This window comes from Streptobacillus canis, assembly GCF_009733925.1.
Taxonomy (GTDB): Bacteria; Fusobacteriota; Fusobacteriia; order Fusobacteriales; family Leptotrichiaceae; genus Streptobacillus; species Streptobacillus canis.
Map to the genome: position 1 here is coordinate 17,277 of NZ_WOEI01000020.1, position 18,015 is coordinate 35,291.

The following is an 18,015-nucleotide window of genomic DNA, read 5'->3' on the forward strand; positions in this document are numbered from 1 at the left end:
TGCTTTGTTCCTTTCTTTTAATTATATATATATATATATTATACCTCAAAATAAAAAAGTTAGGAAATATTTCTATTATCTATTATCCTAACTCTTAATTTATCATAATAATCATTTTTTTATCTCATTTAAGTAACTTACACCTTGTTCCAATGTATTTTCTATTCCAAAATACTCTAATGCTGTTGCTGCAGTATCTGACATCGTTTCTCTATGACCTATATATTTAACTTCATCTTTTAAATTTGCTTTTGAATAGATTAATAATGGTGTATTTTCTCTTGTATGTTGCGAATGACCAACTGTAGGATCATTTCCATGATCTGCTGTTACAACTAAAATATCATCATCATTTAATAAACTTATTATTTTTTCTATATATTCATCTGCTATAGAAAGAATGTTTGAATATCTCTTAGAATTTTGTGCATGTCCTGAAAGATCCGTCTCTTGAACATTTATACAAAAATATCCTTTTTCACTTTTCTTAAGTTCTTCAAGGGTAAGTTCTAATATTGTTTTAGTATCAACAAGATTTATAAAACTTTTCCCCTTTTCGTTATATACTATATCTGCAACTTTCCCTATTAAAGTAACATCTATAGCATTATTAGATAGTATATGTGGTATTTGCTTTTTAGGATCTACTCCATAGCCCATATGTCTAACCATATATCCTTCTTCATAAACTAAAGATAAGGGAGCATCTATACCAATGTATTCTCCTTCTTTTTCTCTAGCTGCTGCAAGAACTGATTCTTTAGTTGCTTTAGTTCCACCAAAAACTATTACTCTTTCAACTTTAACTATATTCCTTACTATTTCTGCTATTTTAATTTCTTCTTCAAAACTAATTTCTTGAAAACTTGTAGTTACGTTATATACTTGTCCTAAATCTGTTTCTAAGTTATCTCCTATAGCTACTTTATCATTTACCCATAAGAATTTAATTTTATCTCCTTTTCTTTCTACAATATAACCTTTTTCAATCAATGCTTTTTCTACTTCATCAATGTAGAAAGAAAAAGGTTTAATTAAAGGTTTCTCTGTTTTAGTCCCCATTATTTCCTGATGTCCTAAAAAAGTATCTCCTCCATGATGTTGAAGTTTTGATTTACCTATAATACATTTATCTACTTTCTTCATATAATCAGTTTCATAATTTAATAAATTCATTAAACCTAATTTTTCTAAAGTTTTCCATTTACTATCTTTTACTTCTTCTAATATATGAATAGCTGTATTTGCGCCAAAGTCTCTTTTTCTAACTTCTAGCACATCATCCATATATCCTACACCAAATCCATCTAAAACTAATACAATAAATCTTCCCATTTTATATCCTTCTTTCTAATCCTTGAGCGCTGTATCTTCCTACAACTTTAATATTTCCCGTTTTAATTCCTTCTAAAATCACCACATCTGATCTTGTAATAAATATTTGCGTTCTAAAACAAAGTAATATTGGAGTAAATACTTTATACTTGCCTTGCATCGATAAATAATAATCTATATTATCAGAACAAAATTTTTCAACATTCACTATTTTATTATCTATATATGCATGTTGCATATTACCTCTTGGATAATATCCTCCTCCATAGAAATAGCTCTTTTCTCCAAAATTATGTGAGATTTCAGAGATATATAAATAAGCTGGTATCTCTTGTCCATATTCTTTATTAAATGGTGCAGTTCCAGTTAATGCATGTCCTGGTTCTGCATGTGTTCCTCCATATTTTGCAATTAATTCCATATTCTCAACTGTAGTTACAGAAGGTAAATTTAAATGAGATATTTCTATACCTTCTTTTTCTAAATTCTTTTTAACTTCAAGTACTGAAAATAAATTGTTTGTTACTTCTATTTTTTTTGTTGCATTTGAATAAAGAAAGCAAGGAAAAGATGTAAGTCCTGATAACTTAACTCCTTCTAATTCTTTTATCTTCGGCAATATTTTCTTAATTGAATCTAAAGAAAATCCAGCTTCTTGTCCAGGATATATATTAGAATCTTTTTCTATAACTCTAATCATAACATCTTGAACTTTTCCTAATCTTTTTGAAATTTTTGATATTTCTTCTATCATTTCTATTGAATAAACTGTAATAATATCACAACCATAAGATATTACTTTTTCTAAAAAGTGTTTAGGTATTTGTACTAAATGTCCTACATTACCTAGTTTTAACCCATTATCCATCATTACTTCTATTTCTTTAAAATCTACACATACAGCTCCAGAATATCCAATTTCTTCTAGCCTTTTAGCTATATATGGATTTCTTCCAATTTGTTTAAGCATATAGTAAAGTTTAATATTATGTTTTTTAGCTTCATTTAATATTTTTTTTGCATTTTCTAATAATGTATCCATATCTATAAAATATGTATCTGGTAAAATATTTCCTTTAGAATACTCATTTAATACTGCATCTACAAATTTTTTATTCTCTTTAAGTAATCTATCTAAAAACATATTATTCACCTCTTTCTATATATGCTTTTTCTATAATTCTAGCAATAGTTTGCGCTCCTGCTCTATTTGAATTTATTCTTATCATTCTCTCTGCAAGAGTTGGATCATTTTGTAAGAAAGTTCCCGAAACCCTATAAATCAATGGCGAAATTTCAAATTTAGACTCTGCTCCTACAGGATGAGATAATGCTCCAAATTCTATAGTTTTTTCTATAATTTTTTTAGCAATATTTTCTTTAAATTCAACTAATAAGACTTTAGATTGAGCATTAGCTATATATACATTTTTAATATATGGGAATCTTTCTTTATCTTTTAATAATGTATTTAGCTTTTCAATCTCTCTTGCTTGAATGGCTAGTGAAACAGGAGCATAAACCAACCCTCTTAAGACTTCCATAGCTTCAAATCCTTGAACTTGTGAACCTCCAGAATAATTGTTTTTTCTCATATTTTTAATAAATTTTTCTTTACCAATTATTAAACCAACTCCAACTGGTCCAAGTAATTTAAAACATGAGAAAGCTGAAATATCAGCTCCCATTTCCACACCATTTTTCTTTGTTTTTAAAACTGCATAATTATCATCAATTATTATCCCTATATTATTATCTATTTCTTTAATTTTCTTCACTACTGTTTCAAGATTATAACTATCATGAAGACTTTGTCTAGTATGTTGAAGTAAAACAACTTTAACTCCATTTTCTTTAATGAACGATTCTAAATTAGTTAAGTCATTAAAATCATATTTTAAAATATTTAATTTCATTGCTTTTAAATTTACTTCGCTAGTTTTGTATATTGGTCCTTCATGAACAAGTATTTTATCTTCATTTTCTAATAATTCAAAAAATGATAATCTTAAAGCATTTGTTCCAGATCCTCTAACTAAAAATGCATCTTCTGCACCAAAAAATTTAGCTAATATCTTTTCAACAGTTCTTGTTCTTACAGGCATATTATTTGTTTTTTCAACACCTAAATCTCCTAAACTTAAAAAATCTATTCCACTAATATTTTCTGTTATTAATTCAACTAATTTAAATTGTTTTTCTATTGCTTCATCTAAACTAATAGATAATAAAGGGTATGTTTCCATTTTAATCTCCTATTTATATAATTTATCTCCAACTAATTTCATTACTTCTCTAGCATATGGCCAAGTTGACTTATATGAAGTTTTTTCATTAACTCCAAAATTTTGTTTGTTTGTAAGTATAATAACTTGAACATGATTTTTTAAATCATAAACAACTTGAGTTCCTGTAAATCCAGTATGCCCAACAAAATTTTCATTAGCATACATTCCCATATATCCTGATTTTTCTCCACCTCTATTTATTTCATAACCATATCCATGTCCAAAATTACTTTGAATTTTAGTAAATTCTTCTTTCACATCTTTATTATAGATAGTTTTATCTCTAAATGTTCCATCGTTTAATAATACTTCACCTAAGACATATAGTTCATAAGCTGTTGAAAATAGTCCAGCATGACCTGCAACTCCATTATTAGCATAATATGAATTTCCATCATTTACTGTTCCAGTTAATGTATTTCTTCTCCAGTATCTAAATGAATCAAAATCTTCATCTATTTTATATCCAAAATTATCATCTTTTACCATTCTTTCTTCAAATGGATTTCCATGTGAAGTTGAGGCAATTTCCTTTTGAGGATATACTTCTAAAGGTAAAAATCTAGTTCTTACTAATCCTAATGGATAATATATATTAGTAAACACATAGTCATTTAATCTCATTCCACTAACTTTTTCAACTATAAATCCTAACATCATAAATGATAAATCACTATATTTTCTTGCACTTCCTGTCGGATATTCTAATCCTAGATTATTTATATATTCTAAGACTTCTTTACTATTTTTTGCATGATAAAAAATAGGAAGCCATGGAGTAAGCCCTGAAGTATGTGTTAATAAATCTCTTACTTTCACATTTTCTTTACCATTTCTTGAAAATTCTGGTATATATGTTGCTACTTTTTCATTTAAATCTATTTTACCTTCACTTGTAAGCTTCATTACTGCCTGAGTTGTAGCAAATATTTTTGTAAGTGATGCAACATCAAATATTGTATCATCCTTCATTGCTCTTATCTTTTCTTTACCATCTTCTAAAACTTGTGCATTACCTATTGCTTTATGATAAAGTATATTACCATCTTTTGCTATTAATACTACCGCTCCAGGCATAACCTTTTCTGCAATATATTTTTTGGTAATTCCATCTATTTCATCAAAATTATTTGCAAAAATATTAATTGAAAACAGCAACGCTATTAAAATATATATTAGTCTTTTCATTTTAATCACCTATAAAAAATTTTTTTGGATTACTTACTAACATTTTTTCTATTGATTCTTCTTTTATTCCTGCCTGTCTTAATTTAGGTAAAAATACATCAAATAGATATGAATAACCTATTCCTCCCATATATTCCATATTAGATTTTCTTGTGATATCTAATGAAAGAAATACTTTATCAATAAATCCTGCTTCTTCTATTTGTTTTAACATTTCTACTCTTAAATCATCTGCAAGATAATTATTTTTACCTATAGTATCAAATTCTACATACACACCTTCTTTTAACATAGTAAGTATATATTTTATATCTCCACTAAGATCAACGTGTCCTATTACTACTTTTGATAAATCAATATTATGTTCCTTAAACATTTCTATTTGTTTAAGTCCATAAGTCCCTAATGTAGTATGAGTAGTTATTGGAACCCCAGTTTTTTTATGTGCTTTAATAGCACTTAAAAACACCTTTTCTTCAAGTTCTTTCATCTCATTAAGAGATGTACCTATCTCTCCTATAATTCCTGCTTTAATATTTGTTCCATCTATTCCAACCTCTATATCCTTAACCATTAAATCTGCTAATTCATTTATAGACATTGTTTCGACAAAATCAGGTAAAAAAGGTACTTTATAGAAACCTGTTGCAAATATGAAATTAATTTTACTTTCTTTTTGTATTTCTTCTACATATTTAACATCTCTTCCCATACCCATATTAGTAACTTCAACTATATTTCTAACACCTTTTGAGTACAGTTTTTTCATTTCTTCTATCATTTCTTCTTTTGCATCTAATCTACAATCTAAATTATTATTTTTATATTTAGATAAATCTATAAACATATGCTCGTGCATAAGTGTGTAACCATCTTTTAACATATTTCTCCTATCCTGCTACTACAGGCACGAATAATTTAACTAAGAATAATATATTTAAAATTATTCCAAATAATATAGTAGCTATTGGTCCTACAGCCATATCTACTAAAGGTTTCTTACTTGCTCTATTTAATAAATAAACTCCAATTACAAATAAGTATCCTAATCCATTATTTCCTGCCATATTATTACATGCAACCATAGCACCTACAAGTAAAGCCACTTCTAATACTTTAGTCATGCTTGTTCTAATTTGATCTCCACAAGCTTTGATTCCAGGGAATCTATCTAATAATTTAGCTATTTGTTCTAATAATACTATTTCTAACGCTAAAGCTCCAGCTCCTAAAATGAATGCTACTATTGGATTAGAAATAAAGATCCCTATAGCAAATACAAATGTTAATCCAGTTGGCCCGTATACCCCTGTTGTAATTGCAGTTGTAGCAACTAATGGAATGAATCCTATAGTTCTTGCAAGAGCAACTATACCTGCATCAAATTTTTGTCCTTCAGCCATTAAATTTAATGAAATAGGATCTCCTGCTAACATTCCAAGACTTACTGCTGCAGCAACTAATCCACCCATTAATGAAAGAATTAAGATATTTTTCTTAACTTTAGCAACTCTTTCTGAGAATATCCCTATTAATGTTGCATTAGAATTAGTAGATTCTGTTTTATCATTAATTGCAAAGAATAACATTACTAAAATACCAACTAATAATGCGATACCATCAGCATTTAAAGAAATATTTGCACTACCTACGGCAAATTTACCAAATACTGATACAAGTTGTCTAGCTACTAATACGATGAGTAAAGAGAAAACTCCTTTTTTTACACCATATTGATATCCAATAACTAATACTGGGAATACAGCAAATGCAACTATAATTGGACTTCCAATTGCTGATAAGTTAGGTAAGAAATTAACAGGTAATTTAGCGAATAAATCAACTACTACTTGTAATCCATAAACTAAACCTATACCATAAACAGCCCCTGCTGCTCCAGATAAAGCCATACCTTTTTTATCATTAGAGAAAGCTGTACCAATAATATCTGTTCCAAGTAAGATACTGTGTATAAGAATTATAGATTTACCTATAGAAAATGGTATTCCAAAGCCTATAACTAACCCAAAACTTAAAGCAAAACTTGTAGCAGAAAGAGATTTTCTATCCATTCTTCCTTCTAAGTTTTCTGGGATTAATGGTCTTAATCCGTCATTAAATACTGCTATACCTTGATTTGCTAAAATAGATGCAAGTCCAGCAAGCATTGCGATTACGATAATTTTAATAAACATAATCTTATCCTCCTATATATTTTTTTATCATTTCTATACTTTTTTCTGCTGCATTAGGTGTAAACCCAAAAGCAATTTTTCCTTCTTCAATACCTGTTTTAACTTCAGATTCTTCTAAAGTTTTTCCAGGAGATGCAACTGTTAAGCATTTATTCGCTCCAAGTATTGCAATTGCCATAGCTAGAGCTCCTCCACCACCTGTATTACATGCTCCAAAATAGTAATCATATGTTCCCATTTTCATTGCCATTGCTGCATCAATATCTGATTTAATATCTATAGTAGCTTCTGGAAATTCTCTTTCTAGTACCTTTGCTACCATTTCTTTGTCAATTTGACCTCCAACTACAATTTTCATATTATTGCCCTCCTAATAAAGTTATTAAATGTGTCATCATAAATCCATATTCATTTTCTTCAATTTTTTCTTCTATAACTTCTTCTATTGAAGAATATATTTCTACTGCTTTATTGTATACAGAAAATGTTTTTAATTCTTCTACTTCTTCACTTTCTAATTCATTAATACTCTCATTATCTCTCATTCTTTTTAACATCATAGTTAAGTGAGTTATTAGCATAGAACCATTTTCTTCAGTTAAAATAATTTTATACTTTTCTTTAAACATTTCTATTACTTTTAAAACTTTAGTCGATATATTTTCATCTATAACTCCAGCTTGTTTTAATATATCTAAACGCATCTTTAAATTTTCCATTTTACCTCCTATTTTCAAAATTTTGAATATTTATATTTAAAAAAATTAATATCTTGGTGGAATTTCTTTATTTAATACTTGTTTTTGTATCTTAGTTATTATATCAACATTAAGTATATCTTTAACCAAACTTTCAATTAATTCATTATCTTTTTTTATAACTATAACTGCTTCATTAGCATTTTTTTTATCTTGAATATCAATTTTTTCAATATTTATATCAGAAATTAAATTTTCTTCTAGTTCATCTATACTTAATATAGCTTTATCAATAACACCTTCTCTTAAATATTTAATAATATTATCTGAGTTTATTTCTATAAACTCACATTCTTTATCTTTAAAATATTGTGTTGAAAAATAGTATTGATCTTCTGAATTTTTATCTATCCCTACTCTTTTACCTAAAATACTTCCTTTTAAAGATAAAAGAACATGATCTGAAACATATGAATTAGGGCCAAATCCTAGAACTTTTTTTACCCCTTCTATAGCTTGTGAACTATATGCAAGTCTCGACATAATAGCAAAGTCATATACCCCTTCTTTAAGCATCTTAGTTCTAATACGAGAACCTTGCATATATGCAAAATAGAAAGAAATACCTTTTTGGATAAATAGCTCTTTAATTGCTGTTGCAAGCCCTTCATATCTTTTAGTATATGGAAGCGGCATAACTCCTACTATATGTTTAAGTTCAGCTTTTTCTATTAATAGTTCTTGAGATTTTTCTACAAGTATCTTACCTAAAGCTCCTTTTTTTTGAAGTTTAATAGCTCCTGATAATTCAAGTTCTTCAAAAGCTTTATGTATTGTACCTACAGATAATCCAAATTCACTTTTGTATTCTTGTGTAGATTTAACTCTATCTCCAATGTTGAGTATCAATAGCTCCCTTGCTATTTTTATCATACCTATATCAACCTTATTTAAAACTCTAACTCTATTCATAAAACTCACTTTTCAATATTTTGAATATTCAATATATTATACCTTGATTTAGTGAGTTGTCAAGGGGGAGGGGGAAAAGAAAATAACCTGAACTAAATTAAAATACTTAAAAAGAAAAATATAAATAATTTAGAAACATTACTATAACTTATACCTTAAAGTATTAAATTTTTCTAAATGACTTTAATATTTAATTAAATAAAAAGATGCCTTTATAGTTTTAAAAGCACCTTTCTTTACTTTATTTAATTTCTTGAATCAATAACTTAGCCACTTCTCTTGGTGACCATGGATTTTGTCCTGTAATAACACGATTATCACTTACAACATATGATTTAAAGAATCTTTTTTTAACATATTTTGCTTGTATGATATAGTTAGTTCTTAAACTTTACCATACATCTCCTTTCTTTAGTATTTTATATTTTAATATTATCAAGTATAATTAAAGTATAATTACTGAGTATTATTTATTTTTTGCTATTGTTTTAACTTTTTGAAGGAGAGTATTACCCCAGTATTATATCTATTTTTTATAGTTGGATAAGTTATCAAATTTTAATCTCATTACAAGTCTATTAGTATAATATTTGGTGTACACTATGCTTCTATTATTAATTCTAATAATGAAGTTATTGGTAAACCTTTTCTTGTAACTAATAATGCTTCTGGTTTCTCTAAATTAAAAGATACTTTAAAAGATTACAATAAAGAAGATGTTTTAATAGTTGTTGAATCTACTTCTATTTATGGAAATAACCTTATTAAGTATTTCTATAATCTTGGATTTAAAATTACTATTTTAAATCCTATACTTACAAATAGATTAAGAAAAGCTTCTATACGTAATGCTAAAAACGATAAGATAGATTCTATCTCTATTGCTCAAACAGCATTACTTTGTGCTTATTCTTTATTTAAAGAAGAAGATTACAATAATATTGAACTTAAAGAATTTTCTAGATTTAGAAGAAATCTAAAAAAATCTATTGCTTCTTTAAAAACAAAGCTTACTTCTTGTATTGATGAAGCTCTCCCTGAATATTTTAATTTTTTTAATTCTGGTATTTATTCTAAAACATCTTATGCAATACTTAAAGACAGTGCAAACCCTAATAGAATTAAAACCTTATCTATTAAGAAATTAACTACTATTCTTAATAAAAGTTCTAATGGTCGGTTTAAACAGTCTAAAGCTGTAGATTTAATAGAACTTGTTAAAAATTCTATAGGAAATTGCACTAGCTCTCTAGACACTCAAATTAAATTCTTAATTAATAAAGTTTCTAAACCTATTTTAACTATACCCGGTATTTCTAACTCTAATGCCGCAATTATACTAGGTGAAATAGGTAATATTGATAAATTCGATAGTCCAGCTAAATTAGTTGCATATGCAGGTCTTGATTGTACAGTTAGACAATCTGGTAATTTTAATGCTCAATAATCTACTAGAATGTCTAAACGTGGACCAGCATTATTAAGATATGCTTTAATTAATGATGCTTGACAAATTTCACTTTTAAACAATACATTTGCAAAATATTATCAATTAAAAAGAAATCAAGGTAAAAAACATTACTCTGCTTTGGGTCATGTTGCTAAAAAGTTAATTCATGTTATATTTAAAATCCTTAAGGATAATGTTGCCTTTGATCCTGATTCTTTAGGATAATTGATATTGTTTAAAAAGCACATCATTTAGTGCTAATTTTGTTATGTCTAAAATTTGATAACCTATCCAACTATATTTTTATTAATTTATACTTGACAAATCATAGTTGGGCTCTTCTATATTCATTTTTTCTTTTATATAGAATTTAAAAAATTTAAGTATTACTTCTTCTTTTTCTTTATTATATTTTTTAGTTCTATTATAAAAATCAGAATATGAGGTCTTTAAATTAAAACTCAAATCAAAACCATTACCTAATATCAATAATTTAAGTTTATTATTTAAGATTATTAAAACACCCTTCGAATTTAATAATCGATAGTTTATTATTTTATTCAATTATTACATGACCATTCATTAATAATGAAAATAAAATAAGTAGTTTCATTCTCTATATTCTATATTCATTAAAATATTCCAGAAATTAATTTTTAAATTATTTTAACAATAGCTACTCTAGAACAGAAATTTCTAATTTTTTTAATACAGGTATTCTAATACACAAAAATATATTTCCAGTAGAATTACTTTCAACTTTTTATAAAGATGAAAAATTATTATTAAAAAATTTATTAAATAGCTAATCTTTAGGAATTTTTATATTAAATAGTATGCCAAAGGATATAATATTAACAAACAAAATATCTAATTTATCTATAATGGATTAATTCTTTACTCAAGTATATAATATAATCAAAACTAAAAAATCTGTAATCCACATATTATTTATGTTTTTAACGTAATAAGATTTATATCATTACTATTATTTAAGATAAAATTATATTGTAGATTCAAATCTATTTTAATATTTATAATCACATTTTAAGTTTATATAAATTCTTTTTATTATTATGAATACATTTGTTAATATTTATATTTTTCTTTTATTAATTTTACATATAAAACTTTAATTTGATAATATAAACTAAAATTTATTTTAAAAAGTTTGTTATTTATAGACTTATTTCAATACTTTCAATATAATATGTTCAATAATTTACAAAATTAAATATCATAAGATTATTTTAAAATAAAAGAGAAGTTAATACATCACAATTTTCTTTCAATATTTTCAATTTTTCTACACCGATTAATAATAGATATTCTCTAATCTACCTCTATATTTCTAATTTTAGTTACAAATAGTAATTCTTGTAAATTAGTTTCCTTACTAGTCCATGCATTTGTTTTAAATCTTCTATAATCTTTTCTATAAACTTTTGTTTCACCAAACTCTGACAAAAGATTATATAATTTTTCTTCTTTTATTAATCCTTCGGTACTATAACTCATAACAATAACTTTTGTAGAAGATTTAATCAAAAGTTTTTTCAATGCTTTTTCAACTTTTGTTTTTAAGGAAAAGTCAGATTTTTGTTCTTTATAATTTCTCAATCCAGTTTTTCCATTTAACTTTTGTTTATCAAAAACAACTATATTTTCCAAAACATGAAAATTACTTGCATATTGCCTTGTATTATATGGAGGATCTAAGTAAATAATATCGAGATTTTTATATTTATCAACACAATCTAAAACATCATCTAAATTTATAATATTCTTTCCATTTTTTATATTTTCTGGAACTTCTAAACGTAATTCTTTTAATGCCATAGATCTCCAAATTTTCAAATACGCTCCATATGTCCCAGAAGTATTAGATACTCTATCTGAGGCATTCATCAAAATCCCTAATAAATACATATATTTTTCATAAGATAACACATCTTTCCATGTTTCTATTTCCGACCTTATCGCATCAATTTTCATAGCATTCTCATTTGTAAAATATTGTCTTTTAAAAATTCCATTTGGTGCATAATTTTCATAAAAATAACCTTTTTGAGGTTCTAAATTATTTAAAAAATATAAAACTTCCTCAATTCTACTACCTCCAACATATAATTCCAATTCTTCAAAATTTGGAATATCTCTAAAATAATTTACTCTATATTGTTCAGCAACACTATAAGTCATATTATCGCAAGAGATTACTTCACAATTATTTCTTAAAAAAAATTTTGACACACTACCTGTCCCTGAAAATAAATCCATAACTCTTTTATTTTTATATTTAACATCTGAATCTATTAAACTTTTTTCAATAAAATCAATTATTTTAGTTTTATTTCCTATATATTTCATTCTTTATCTATTACCTCCAATATTATTTCTTCTTTTTCATCGTCAACAATTATAACATGATCTAGAAGCGATTCATCTAATATAATTTTTGCTTCATCAATGTTTCCTTTAAAAATAGCAAAAGTTTTATATTGTATATTATTTATACTATTTTTATCAATTTCTGATTTTATAATATTACTTAATTTTAAAGTTTTCTCATATTCTTTTTTTAATGTTTTATATAATAAACCAAATTTTTCTTTACTTTCTCCAACATAATATGTATTTTCAACTTCATTAAAAAAAGCTATATCTCCTCTTTCATCATCCCTATTATAATAATAATATCTATCTGTAGGATATAATTTAATATCTGACCAACTACCTGAAGGAGGATTTATAAAAGAAGGTTTAATATTCTCTCTAGTAAGTATTGTTCTAAAAAAAGAGGTTATCGAATCCTCAGTAGTGTGTTCTTTCTCATATTTCCCTCTTTTTTCTATAGTAACATTTTCACTTTCTCTACTAAAATAATTGAGATCTAAATCTATTACTAAATCTACATATTTATGTATTGACTTATATATTTTTCTTCCTTTTGCAGATTCAACAATATATTCATTATTATTAGAATGGTCTAATAATATAATCATTATATTACAGCCTGGAAAAGATTGTGCATATAAATTTGTAAAAGCACTAATTTCACCATTATAAGGATCATCTGTAAATTCCCTTTTATTTTTTTTCTTATTCATTTTTGTTAATTTAATTGGTAAAATAACCGTAGGCTGATTAATATCTTTAATAAAATCTTCTATATAACAATCTTTCCCTACGTTTAAAATATCTATCAATTCTTTTGTTTCAAACGTTATCCCAGCCTTACAATTTTTTGATAATTGAAAAAATGTTATCCCTTTAAACTTATTATTAAGGTAATCAGATATTTTTTTAGGTTTCCAAATAAAATTTAAGATTTCTTTTGAAAAAAATGGAGTGTTTTTTTCATTCTTAATATCTAATATAATTTTATTTTCAAAATTACTGTCTTCCATATAATTAAGACTAATCTTACTAAATTCAGAATATGTTTTATCTAATTTATTTTTATCAAAATAATAATTTTTCATATTTTTAAAACAATTAAATAAATACTTTTCTGATTCTTCACTAACTATTAAGGAATATAAATATTTGAAAATATCAACCCTCCAATCACTCATTAATAATTTATTATCTAAATTTTGAGATTTGTCTGGATGTTCATATAATCCTAATAATGCTGGTGTTGAATATTTTAAAGATAGTATTACAAATAACAATACAAATAATGATCCAGGAATTCTAGGTTTTTTGTTAATATTTTTATCTGATTTGTCATTTTTACTAAAAAAAGCAATAAATGCAAATGGAATTTTTCTCTCTAAAAAATTAATTTTGCCAAGTTGCATTTCCTGCTAATGTAGTAGATGTAACTTCGAATCCCATAATAACTTTTTCTTTGTCTACCGAATAAATTATTGCGTCTGGTTTATCTATTTCTTTAATTAGTTTTCTAACTTCATCAGGTATTTTACCATTTCTATAGTATGCACGTGCTGTAAAATAATAAGTTTCTCCATTAATTTCAAGAACATAAATATATTCCGATAAAGATTTGTATTCTACAGATTTTAATTTAATTTTTTCTTTATTAAATTCGCATAACAATTCAATAATTTGAATTGATTCTTCTAAATTATCTCCATAAACAATATATTTATTTTTTACGTTATCATCAAATTTTTCAAATTTATATTTTTTTTGGCTTAACATTCTTAATCCTCCTAAAAAATTAACACTAAATTTCTATGACAAACATTTTATTCTTTTCTAAAAATCAATATATTCTGATGTATTAATGATGGAACATATGCTGCTGGATATCCAAAAATATGTAATGATTTTGAATTATCTTGCCAAATAATATTTGCTTTCATTTTAAGTCCCGAAATTTCTGACAATTTAATTGCTAATTCTCCTGATAACATATGATATTCAGATTCTCTATACATATCACCTATAAATACAGCTAAATATTTGCCTTTTTTTAATTTTTTTACAGATTTTTCTAAAATAGATTTCATTAAATCTAACCATTCTTTTTTTGATTGATTTTCTGTTACATTTTGAAAGTTAGATAATTTTGATTGTTTTATCTTTTTATTTCTAGTTTTATTTTGTGTATCCATATTCCAATATGGAACATCTGTCAAAATAAAATCAAAACTTTCATTTTCTAATGTTTCTAAAATTTCTAATGAATCTCCACATAATGTTTGTAATTCTTTTATTTTCTCTAGTTCACATACTTTTTTGTATATTTCTATCCATTTTAAGTTTAAATCTATACCTAGTCCTTCTCTATTTATTAAAGCAGCCCCTAATAACGTTCCTCCTACCCCCATAAACGGGTCCAAAACTTTTTGATTTTCTTTTGTAAATATTTTAATTAAATCTGAACATAATTCGGGAGGTTTTTGTCCTCCATGTTCTGATCTTAATTTATGTTGTATATTTATAGAATAGTTTTTATTTATAACTGATTTAGTTGAGTATTTCCATTCAGAACCTGTTAAATTATTCAATTTATTTTTTAAACTACATAGATTATTTGCCATTTTCCTTTATCTAAAATATAGATTTCCACTATATTTTCTCCTTTCTTTTAAATTATAAATTACAAAATAATATTTTATAATTTATTTAAATTTATATAATTAAATCATTTTTCATATTCGAAAATTATATTTATTGATCTTTATACTTAATTACTATTTTCAATAACATTCTCTCTAAAATAAATATCAAACAAAATATATATTATCAAAATATATTGCTATAAAAAAGTATTTCTTTTCACTCATTATATCATATTTTTTAAATTATATTTATTATTTATAATAACTTTTTGAAACATTTGAATTAAAGAACAAAGATATAAGAAATATCATTATATATAAATTTATTAATTTTGTTTTATATCTAATTTTCTTATTATTTTATTTTTTAAAATTATTGTTAAAGTGTTCCAGATATCCATAATTATTGAAACATTCTTTCATTAGACTTATAATTTCATCTTTACTTTTACCATTTAAATCTGCTTCTAAATCATCTATAGAATGGGAATTAACGTCAAATAATTTTTTTGCACTTAAATCATACGCCAAAAATTCACTTATATCAATTGAATTAAATTTTGTAAAAGTTTCAATTATTCTTCTTATTGGATTAAGTAATATCCCCGCTTCAATATAGTCATTATTATATAAAAATTTCAATTCATACCATAAACTTTGATAACTTGTTTTAAAATCATCTTCATCCTTCTCTATAAATTTAATAGAAGTTAATTGATTTGTATTATAGAATCTAATAAATTTATTATCTTTATAATTACATCTAAATTTTACATTTAAATAAAAATGAATATTATGAGTCATTATTATTAAATTTTTATATTTCTCTTTTTCTTTACAAAATTTGTTTAATATTTGAATTATTAAATATTGCATAGTGTCATCATTTGAATTCATAGGGTCATCAAAAATGATAATTTTTTCTTTTACTTCATCTGTAATTTCATCAATTTTTTTCATAAAATATAAAAAAGCAATAATATTCTTTTCTCCTGTAGATAGTTCATTTATGGGCCTGATTTCAGAATTTCTTTTAGATTTTATTAAATAATGATTTTTAGTATCTTTTTCTTTTGATAATATCAGCTCAAAATTTACATATAATCTCAATAATTTATTTATTTCATTAACACATTTTTCCTCATTTATTGTTTTATTTCTCAAAATAGATATTTTTTTATTTTTAGTTAAAACATCTCCTCGATATTTATCAATTAAAATATTAATCTCTTTTATATTTAATTCTGTTATTTTAACTTTCTCCTTCAATTCATTTACTTGCTTCTTTTTCTCTTCATAGCCATATTCATTTATTTTTTTCTTTATAATATTTAATCTTAGCTTTTTTATTGCTTTTTCAACTGTATTTTTACGATCATCTTCATTATTGGCATCAACTAATTTATTATATTCATTTATTTTATCATTAATATTATTAGGAATCTCAAATATCAAACTTTCACCTTCAACATAAATATTTGTTTTTTTTTGAATTAAACTTTCTTTTAATCTTTCCAAAAATTTTAGACTTTCTTCTCTATTATTTAATATTTCAATCAATATCTCAAATGCATTTTGCTTATAATTTTCATAAAAATCTATATCAATTTTATCTTTCCCTATCTCAAAACTTTTTAATATTTTTATATTTAATTCGATTTCACAAATATTTTTTTCAATTTTATCTAAAAATTTATTAACTGCTTCCACAGAAAAATATTCTTGTAATTCTATGTATCTTTTTTCACTAATTTCATTCCCACAAAAAATACATATGTCATTAGGTTTATGTATTTTCAAACCTTTTTTAATAAAATCTTTTTCTTCATTTGACACTTCTATTAATATTTTTTCTTTTTCTACTTTTTTAGAAATTATGTTATTGATTTTTATATATAGTTGTTCTAAATTTAATTCTATATTTTCTATTTTTTTTGCTTTTTTTTCACCTGATTCTATTAATTTTATTAATTTTTTTTCTTCATCTAATTTTAATTCCTTAGACTCAAGGATTTCATTAATAAAATCATTTTTATTATAATTTATTTTTGATATTCTAGGACTCTCTTTTCTTTTTATTTCTGAAGCTGATTTTGAACAAAAATTATCTAATTCATTATTTATTTTTATTAATTCATTTTCATATTTCAACTTTAATTTTAAAACTTCTTCTTTTTCTTTATTTCTTATTTCTAAATCTAAATTTATATTATTAATATCTTGTTCTAAATTTTCAATTTCTTTTTCAATCTCAATATTCTTTTCACCAAGAATTATTGAATTTAGCTTTTTATTTTCACCTAAAACCCCTTCAAATCCATTAAAAATTCTCACATCATGATTTAAAAATTGTTCTTTTATTTCTCTTGAAAAAGTTGTTTTCCCAGTTCCATTTTTACCAAATATAAAATTAACCTGTTTATCTAATATTAACTCATTGACATTAAAAATATCGCTTTTACTTAAATCTACCTTCAATTCTTCCATGACATCATTCCCTATTTATAAATTATCATTCTTAATACATTATAACCCATATTTCAAAAAATAGCTTTATTTTTTTTATTAATTGTCTGTATTAATATAAGAATGTAGGACATTAGTAAAATTTAAAAGGAAGGAGATAGAAATTCAAACATGATTAAATAACTTAATATTAGATATTAAGTATAGTATAATATTCTTTTAGTAACATCGATAGGAGAATATGATATGACTTTAAACTTAATAAATAATATTGAAATAAATACTGTTATGGATTTATACAAAATAAAGAAAATAATGGAAGCAGAAGCTATAGAAAAGGTAAATTATTCAGAACTAGGTAGAGAACTTAATAAAGATCCAAGGACA

17 protein-coding genes and 1 pseudogene are annotated in these 18,015 nt (G+C 24.4%); 2 read left to right on the forward strand and 16 right to left on the reverse strand.

Translation table 11 applies throughout. The features are described from left to right. Positions 1 to 111 precede the first annotated feature (111 nt). Genes GM111_RS05875 through yhfZ form a run of 9 tightly spaced genes read right to left on the reverse strand, consistent with a single transcriptional unit; the run spans position 112 to position 8,676 of the window. Positions 112 to 1,335 (reverse strand): phosphopentomutase, encoded by a 1,224-nt coding sequence (locus GM111_RS05875; RefSeq protein WP_156300099.1) that lies wholly within the window; start codon positions 1,333 to 1,335, stop codon positions 112 to 114. A gap of 1 nt (position 1,336) precedes the next feature. Beyond that, entirely contained in the window at positions 1,337 to 2,479 is a 1,143-nt protein-coding gene (locus tag GM111_RS05880; protein WP_156300101.1) for an alanine racemase, read from the reverse strand. A 1-nt stretch (position 2,480) separates the two neighbouring features. Next, on the reverse strand, positions 2,481 to 3,581 hold the full coding sequence (locus GM111_RS05885) for an aminotransferase class V-fold PLP-dependent enzyme (RefSeq protein ID WP_156300103.1): 1,101 nt from the start codon (positions 3,579 to 3,581) through the stop codon (positions 2,481 to 2,483). 9 nt (positions 3,582 to 3,590) lie between these two features. After that, positions 3,591 to 4,811, reverse strand: a complete 1,221-nt coding sequence (locus GM111_RS05890) for a serine hydrolase (protein WP_156300105.1) — start codon at positions 4,809 to 4,811, stop codon at positions 3,591 to 3,593. Between the two features lies 1 nt (position 4,812). Further along, complete coding sequence (locus tag GM111_RS05895) at positions 4,813 to 5,694, reverse strand: phosphotriesterase family protein (RefSeq protein ID WP_156300107.1); 882 nt, start codon at positions 5,692 to 5,694, stop codon at positions 4,813 to 4,815. A 7-nt stretch (positions 5,695 to 5,701) separates the two neighbouring features. Next, positions 5,702 to 7,006 carry a YhfT family protein gene (locus GM111_RS05900; protein ID WP_156300110.1) on the reverse strand — a complete coding sequence of 435 codons (1,305 nt, stop codon included), beginning with the start codon at positions 7,004 to 7,006 and terminating at the stop codon, positions 5,702 to 5,704. A gap of 4 nt (positions 7,007 to 7,010) precedes the next feature. Further along, a complete protein-coding gene (locus GM111_RS05905; protein ID WP_156300112.1) occupies positions 7,011 to 7,364 on the reverse strand; it encodes a DUF2620 family protein in 354 nt (117 codons plus the stop codon). Position 7,365: 1 nt separating this feature from the next. Next, complete coding sequence (locus GM111_RS05910; RefSeq protein WP_156300114.1) at positions 7,366 to 7,725, reverse strand: PRD domain-containing protein; 360 nt, start codon at positions 7,723 to 7,725, stop codon at positions 7,366 to 7,368. 45 nt (positions 7,726 to 7,770) lie between these two features. Beyond that, positions 7,771 to 8,676, reverse strand: a complete 906-nt coding sequence (yhfZ, locus tag GM111_RS05915) for a GntR family transcriptional regulator YhfZ (protein ID WP_156300116.1) — start codon at positions 8,674 to 8,676, stop codon at positions 7,771 to 7,773. 610 nt (positions 8,677 to 9,286) lie between these two features. On the opposite strand from yhfZ, the pseudogene GM111_RS08595 reads away from it, so the two are divergent. After that, a pseudogene (locus tag GM111_RS08595) lies at positions 9,287 to 9,703 on the forward strand (IS110 family transposase); the annotation flags it as partial. 56 nt (positions 9,704 to 9,759) lie between these two features. On the opposite strand, the gene GM111_RS05925 reads toward GM111_RS08595, so the two are convergent. Next, positions 9,760 to 9,918 (reverse strand): hypothetical protein, encoded by a 159-nt coding sequence (locus tag GM111_RS05925; RefSeq protein ID WP_156300118.1) that lies wholly within the window; start codon positions 9,916 to 9,918, stop codon positions 9,760 to 9,762. A gap of 61 nt (positions 9,919 to 9,979) precedes the next feature. On the opposite strand from GM111_RS05925, the gene GM111_RS08600 reads away from it, so the two are divergent. Next, positions 9,980 to 10,123 carry a transposase gene (locus tag GM111_RS08600; RefSeq protein WP_408022633.1) on the forward strand — a complete coding sequence of 48 codons (144 nt, stop codon included), beginning with the start codon at positions 9,980 to 9,982 and terminating at the stop codon, positions 10,121 to 10,123. Positions 10,124 to 10,432: 309 nt separating this feature from the next. Here the strand turns inward: GM111_RS08600 and GM111_RS05930 are convergent, their stop codons facing one another. The 6 genes from GM111_RS05930 to GM111_RS05955 form a co-directional block, all read right to left on the reverse strand. Then, positions 10,433 to 10,690, reverse strand: a complete 258-nt coding sequence (locus GM111_RS05930; RefSeq protein WP_156300120.1) for an AbiH family protein — start codon at positions 10,688 to 10,690, stop codon at positions 10,433 to 10,435. 768 nt (positions 10,691 to 11,458) lie between these two features. Then, positions 11,459 to 12,496, reverse strand: coding sequence for a DNA adenine methylase (locus GM111_RS05935; RefSeq protein WP_156300122.1), 1,038 nt, complete (start codon positions 12,494 to 12,496; stop codon positions 11,459 to 11,461). Further along, the gene (locus GM111_RS05940) at positions 12,493 to 13,932 is read right to left on the reverse strand and encodes a hypothetical protein (protein WP_156300124.1); all 1,440 of its coding nucleotides are present in this window, start codon (positions 13,930 to 13,932) and stop codon (positions 12,493 to 12,495) included. The genes GM111_RS05935 and GM111_RS05940 overlap by 4 nt, the downstream gene beginning before the upstream one ends. Continuing rightward, on the reverse strand, positions 13,913 to 14,296 hold the full coding sequence (locus GM111_RS05945) for a hypothetical protein (RefSeq protein ID WP_156300126.1): 384 nt from the start codon (positions 14,294 to 14,296) through the stop codon (positions 13,913 to 13,915). Before GM111_RS05945 ends, GM111_RS05940 begins: the two co-directional genes overlap by 20 nt. Before the next feature lie 47 nt (positions 14,297 to 14,343). After that, positions 14,344 to 15,141, reverse strand: coding sequence for a class I SAM-dependent methyltransferase (locus GM111_RS05950; protein ID WP_156300128.1), 798 nt, complete (start codon positions 15,139 to 15,141; stop codon positions 14,344 to 14,346). Positions 15,142 to 15,522: 381 nt separating this feature from the next. Then, positions 15,523 to 17,649: an AAA family ATPase gene (locus tag GM111_RS05955; protein WP_156300130.1), complete on the reverse strand. Its 2,127-nt coding sequence runs from the start codon at positions 17,647 to 17,649 to the stop codon at positions 15,523 to 15,525. Positions 17,650 to 18,015 lie beyond the last annotated feature (366 nt).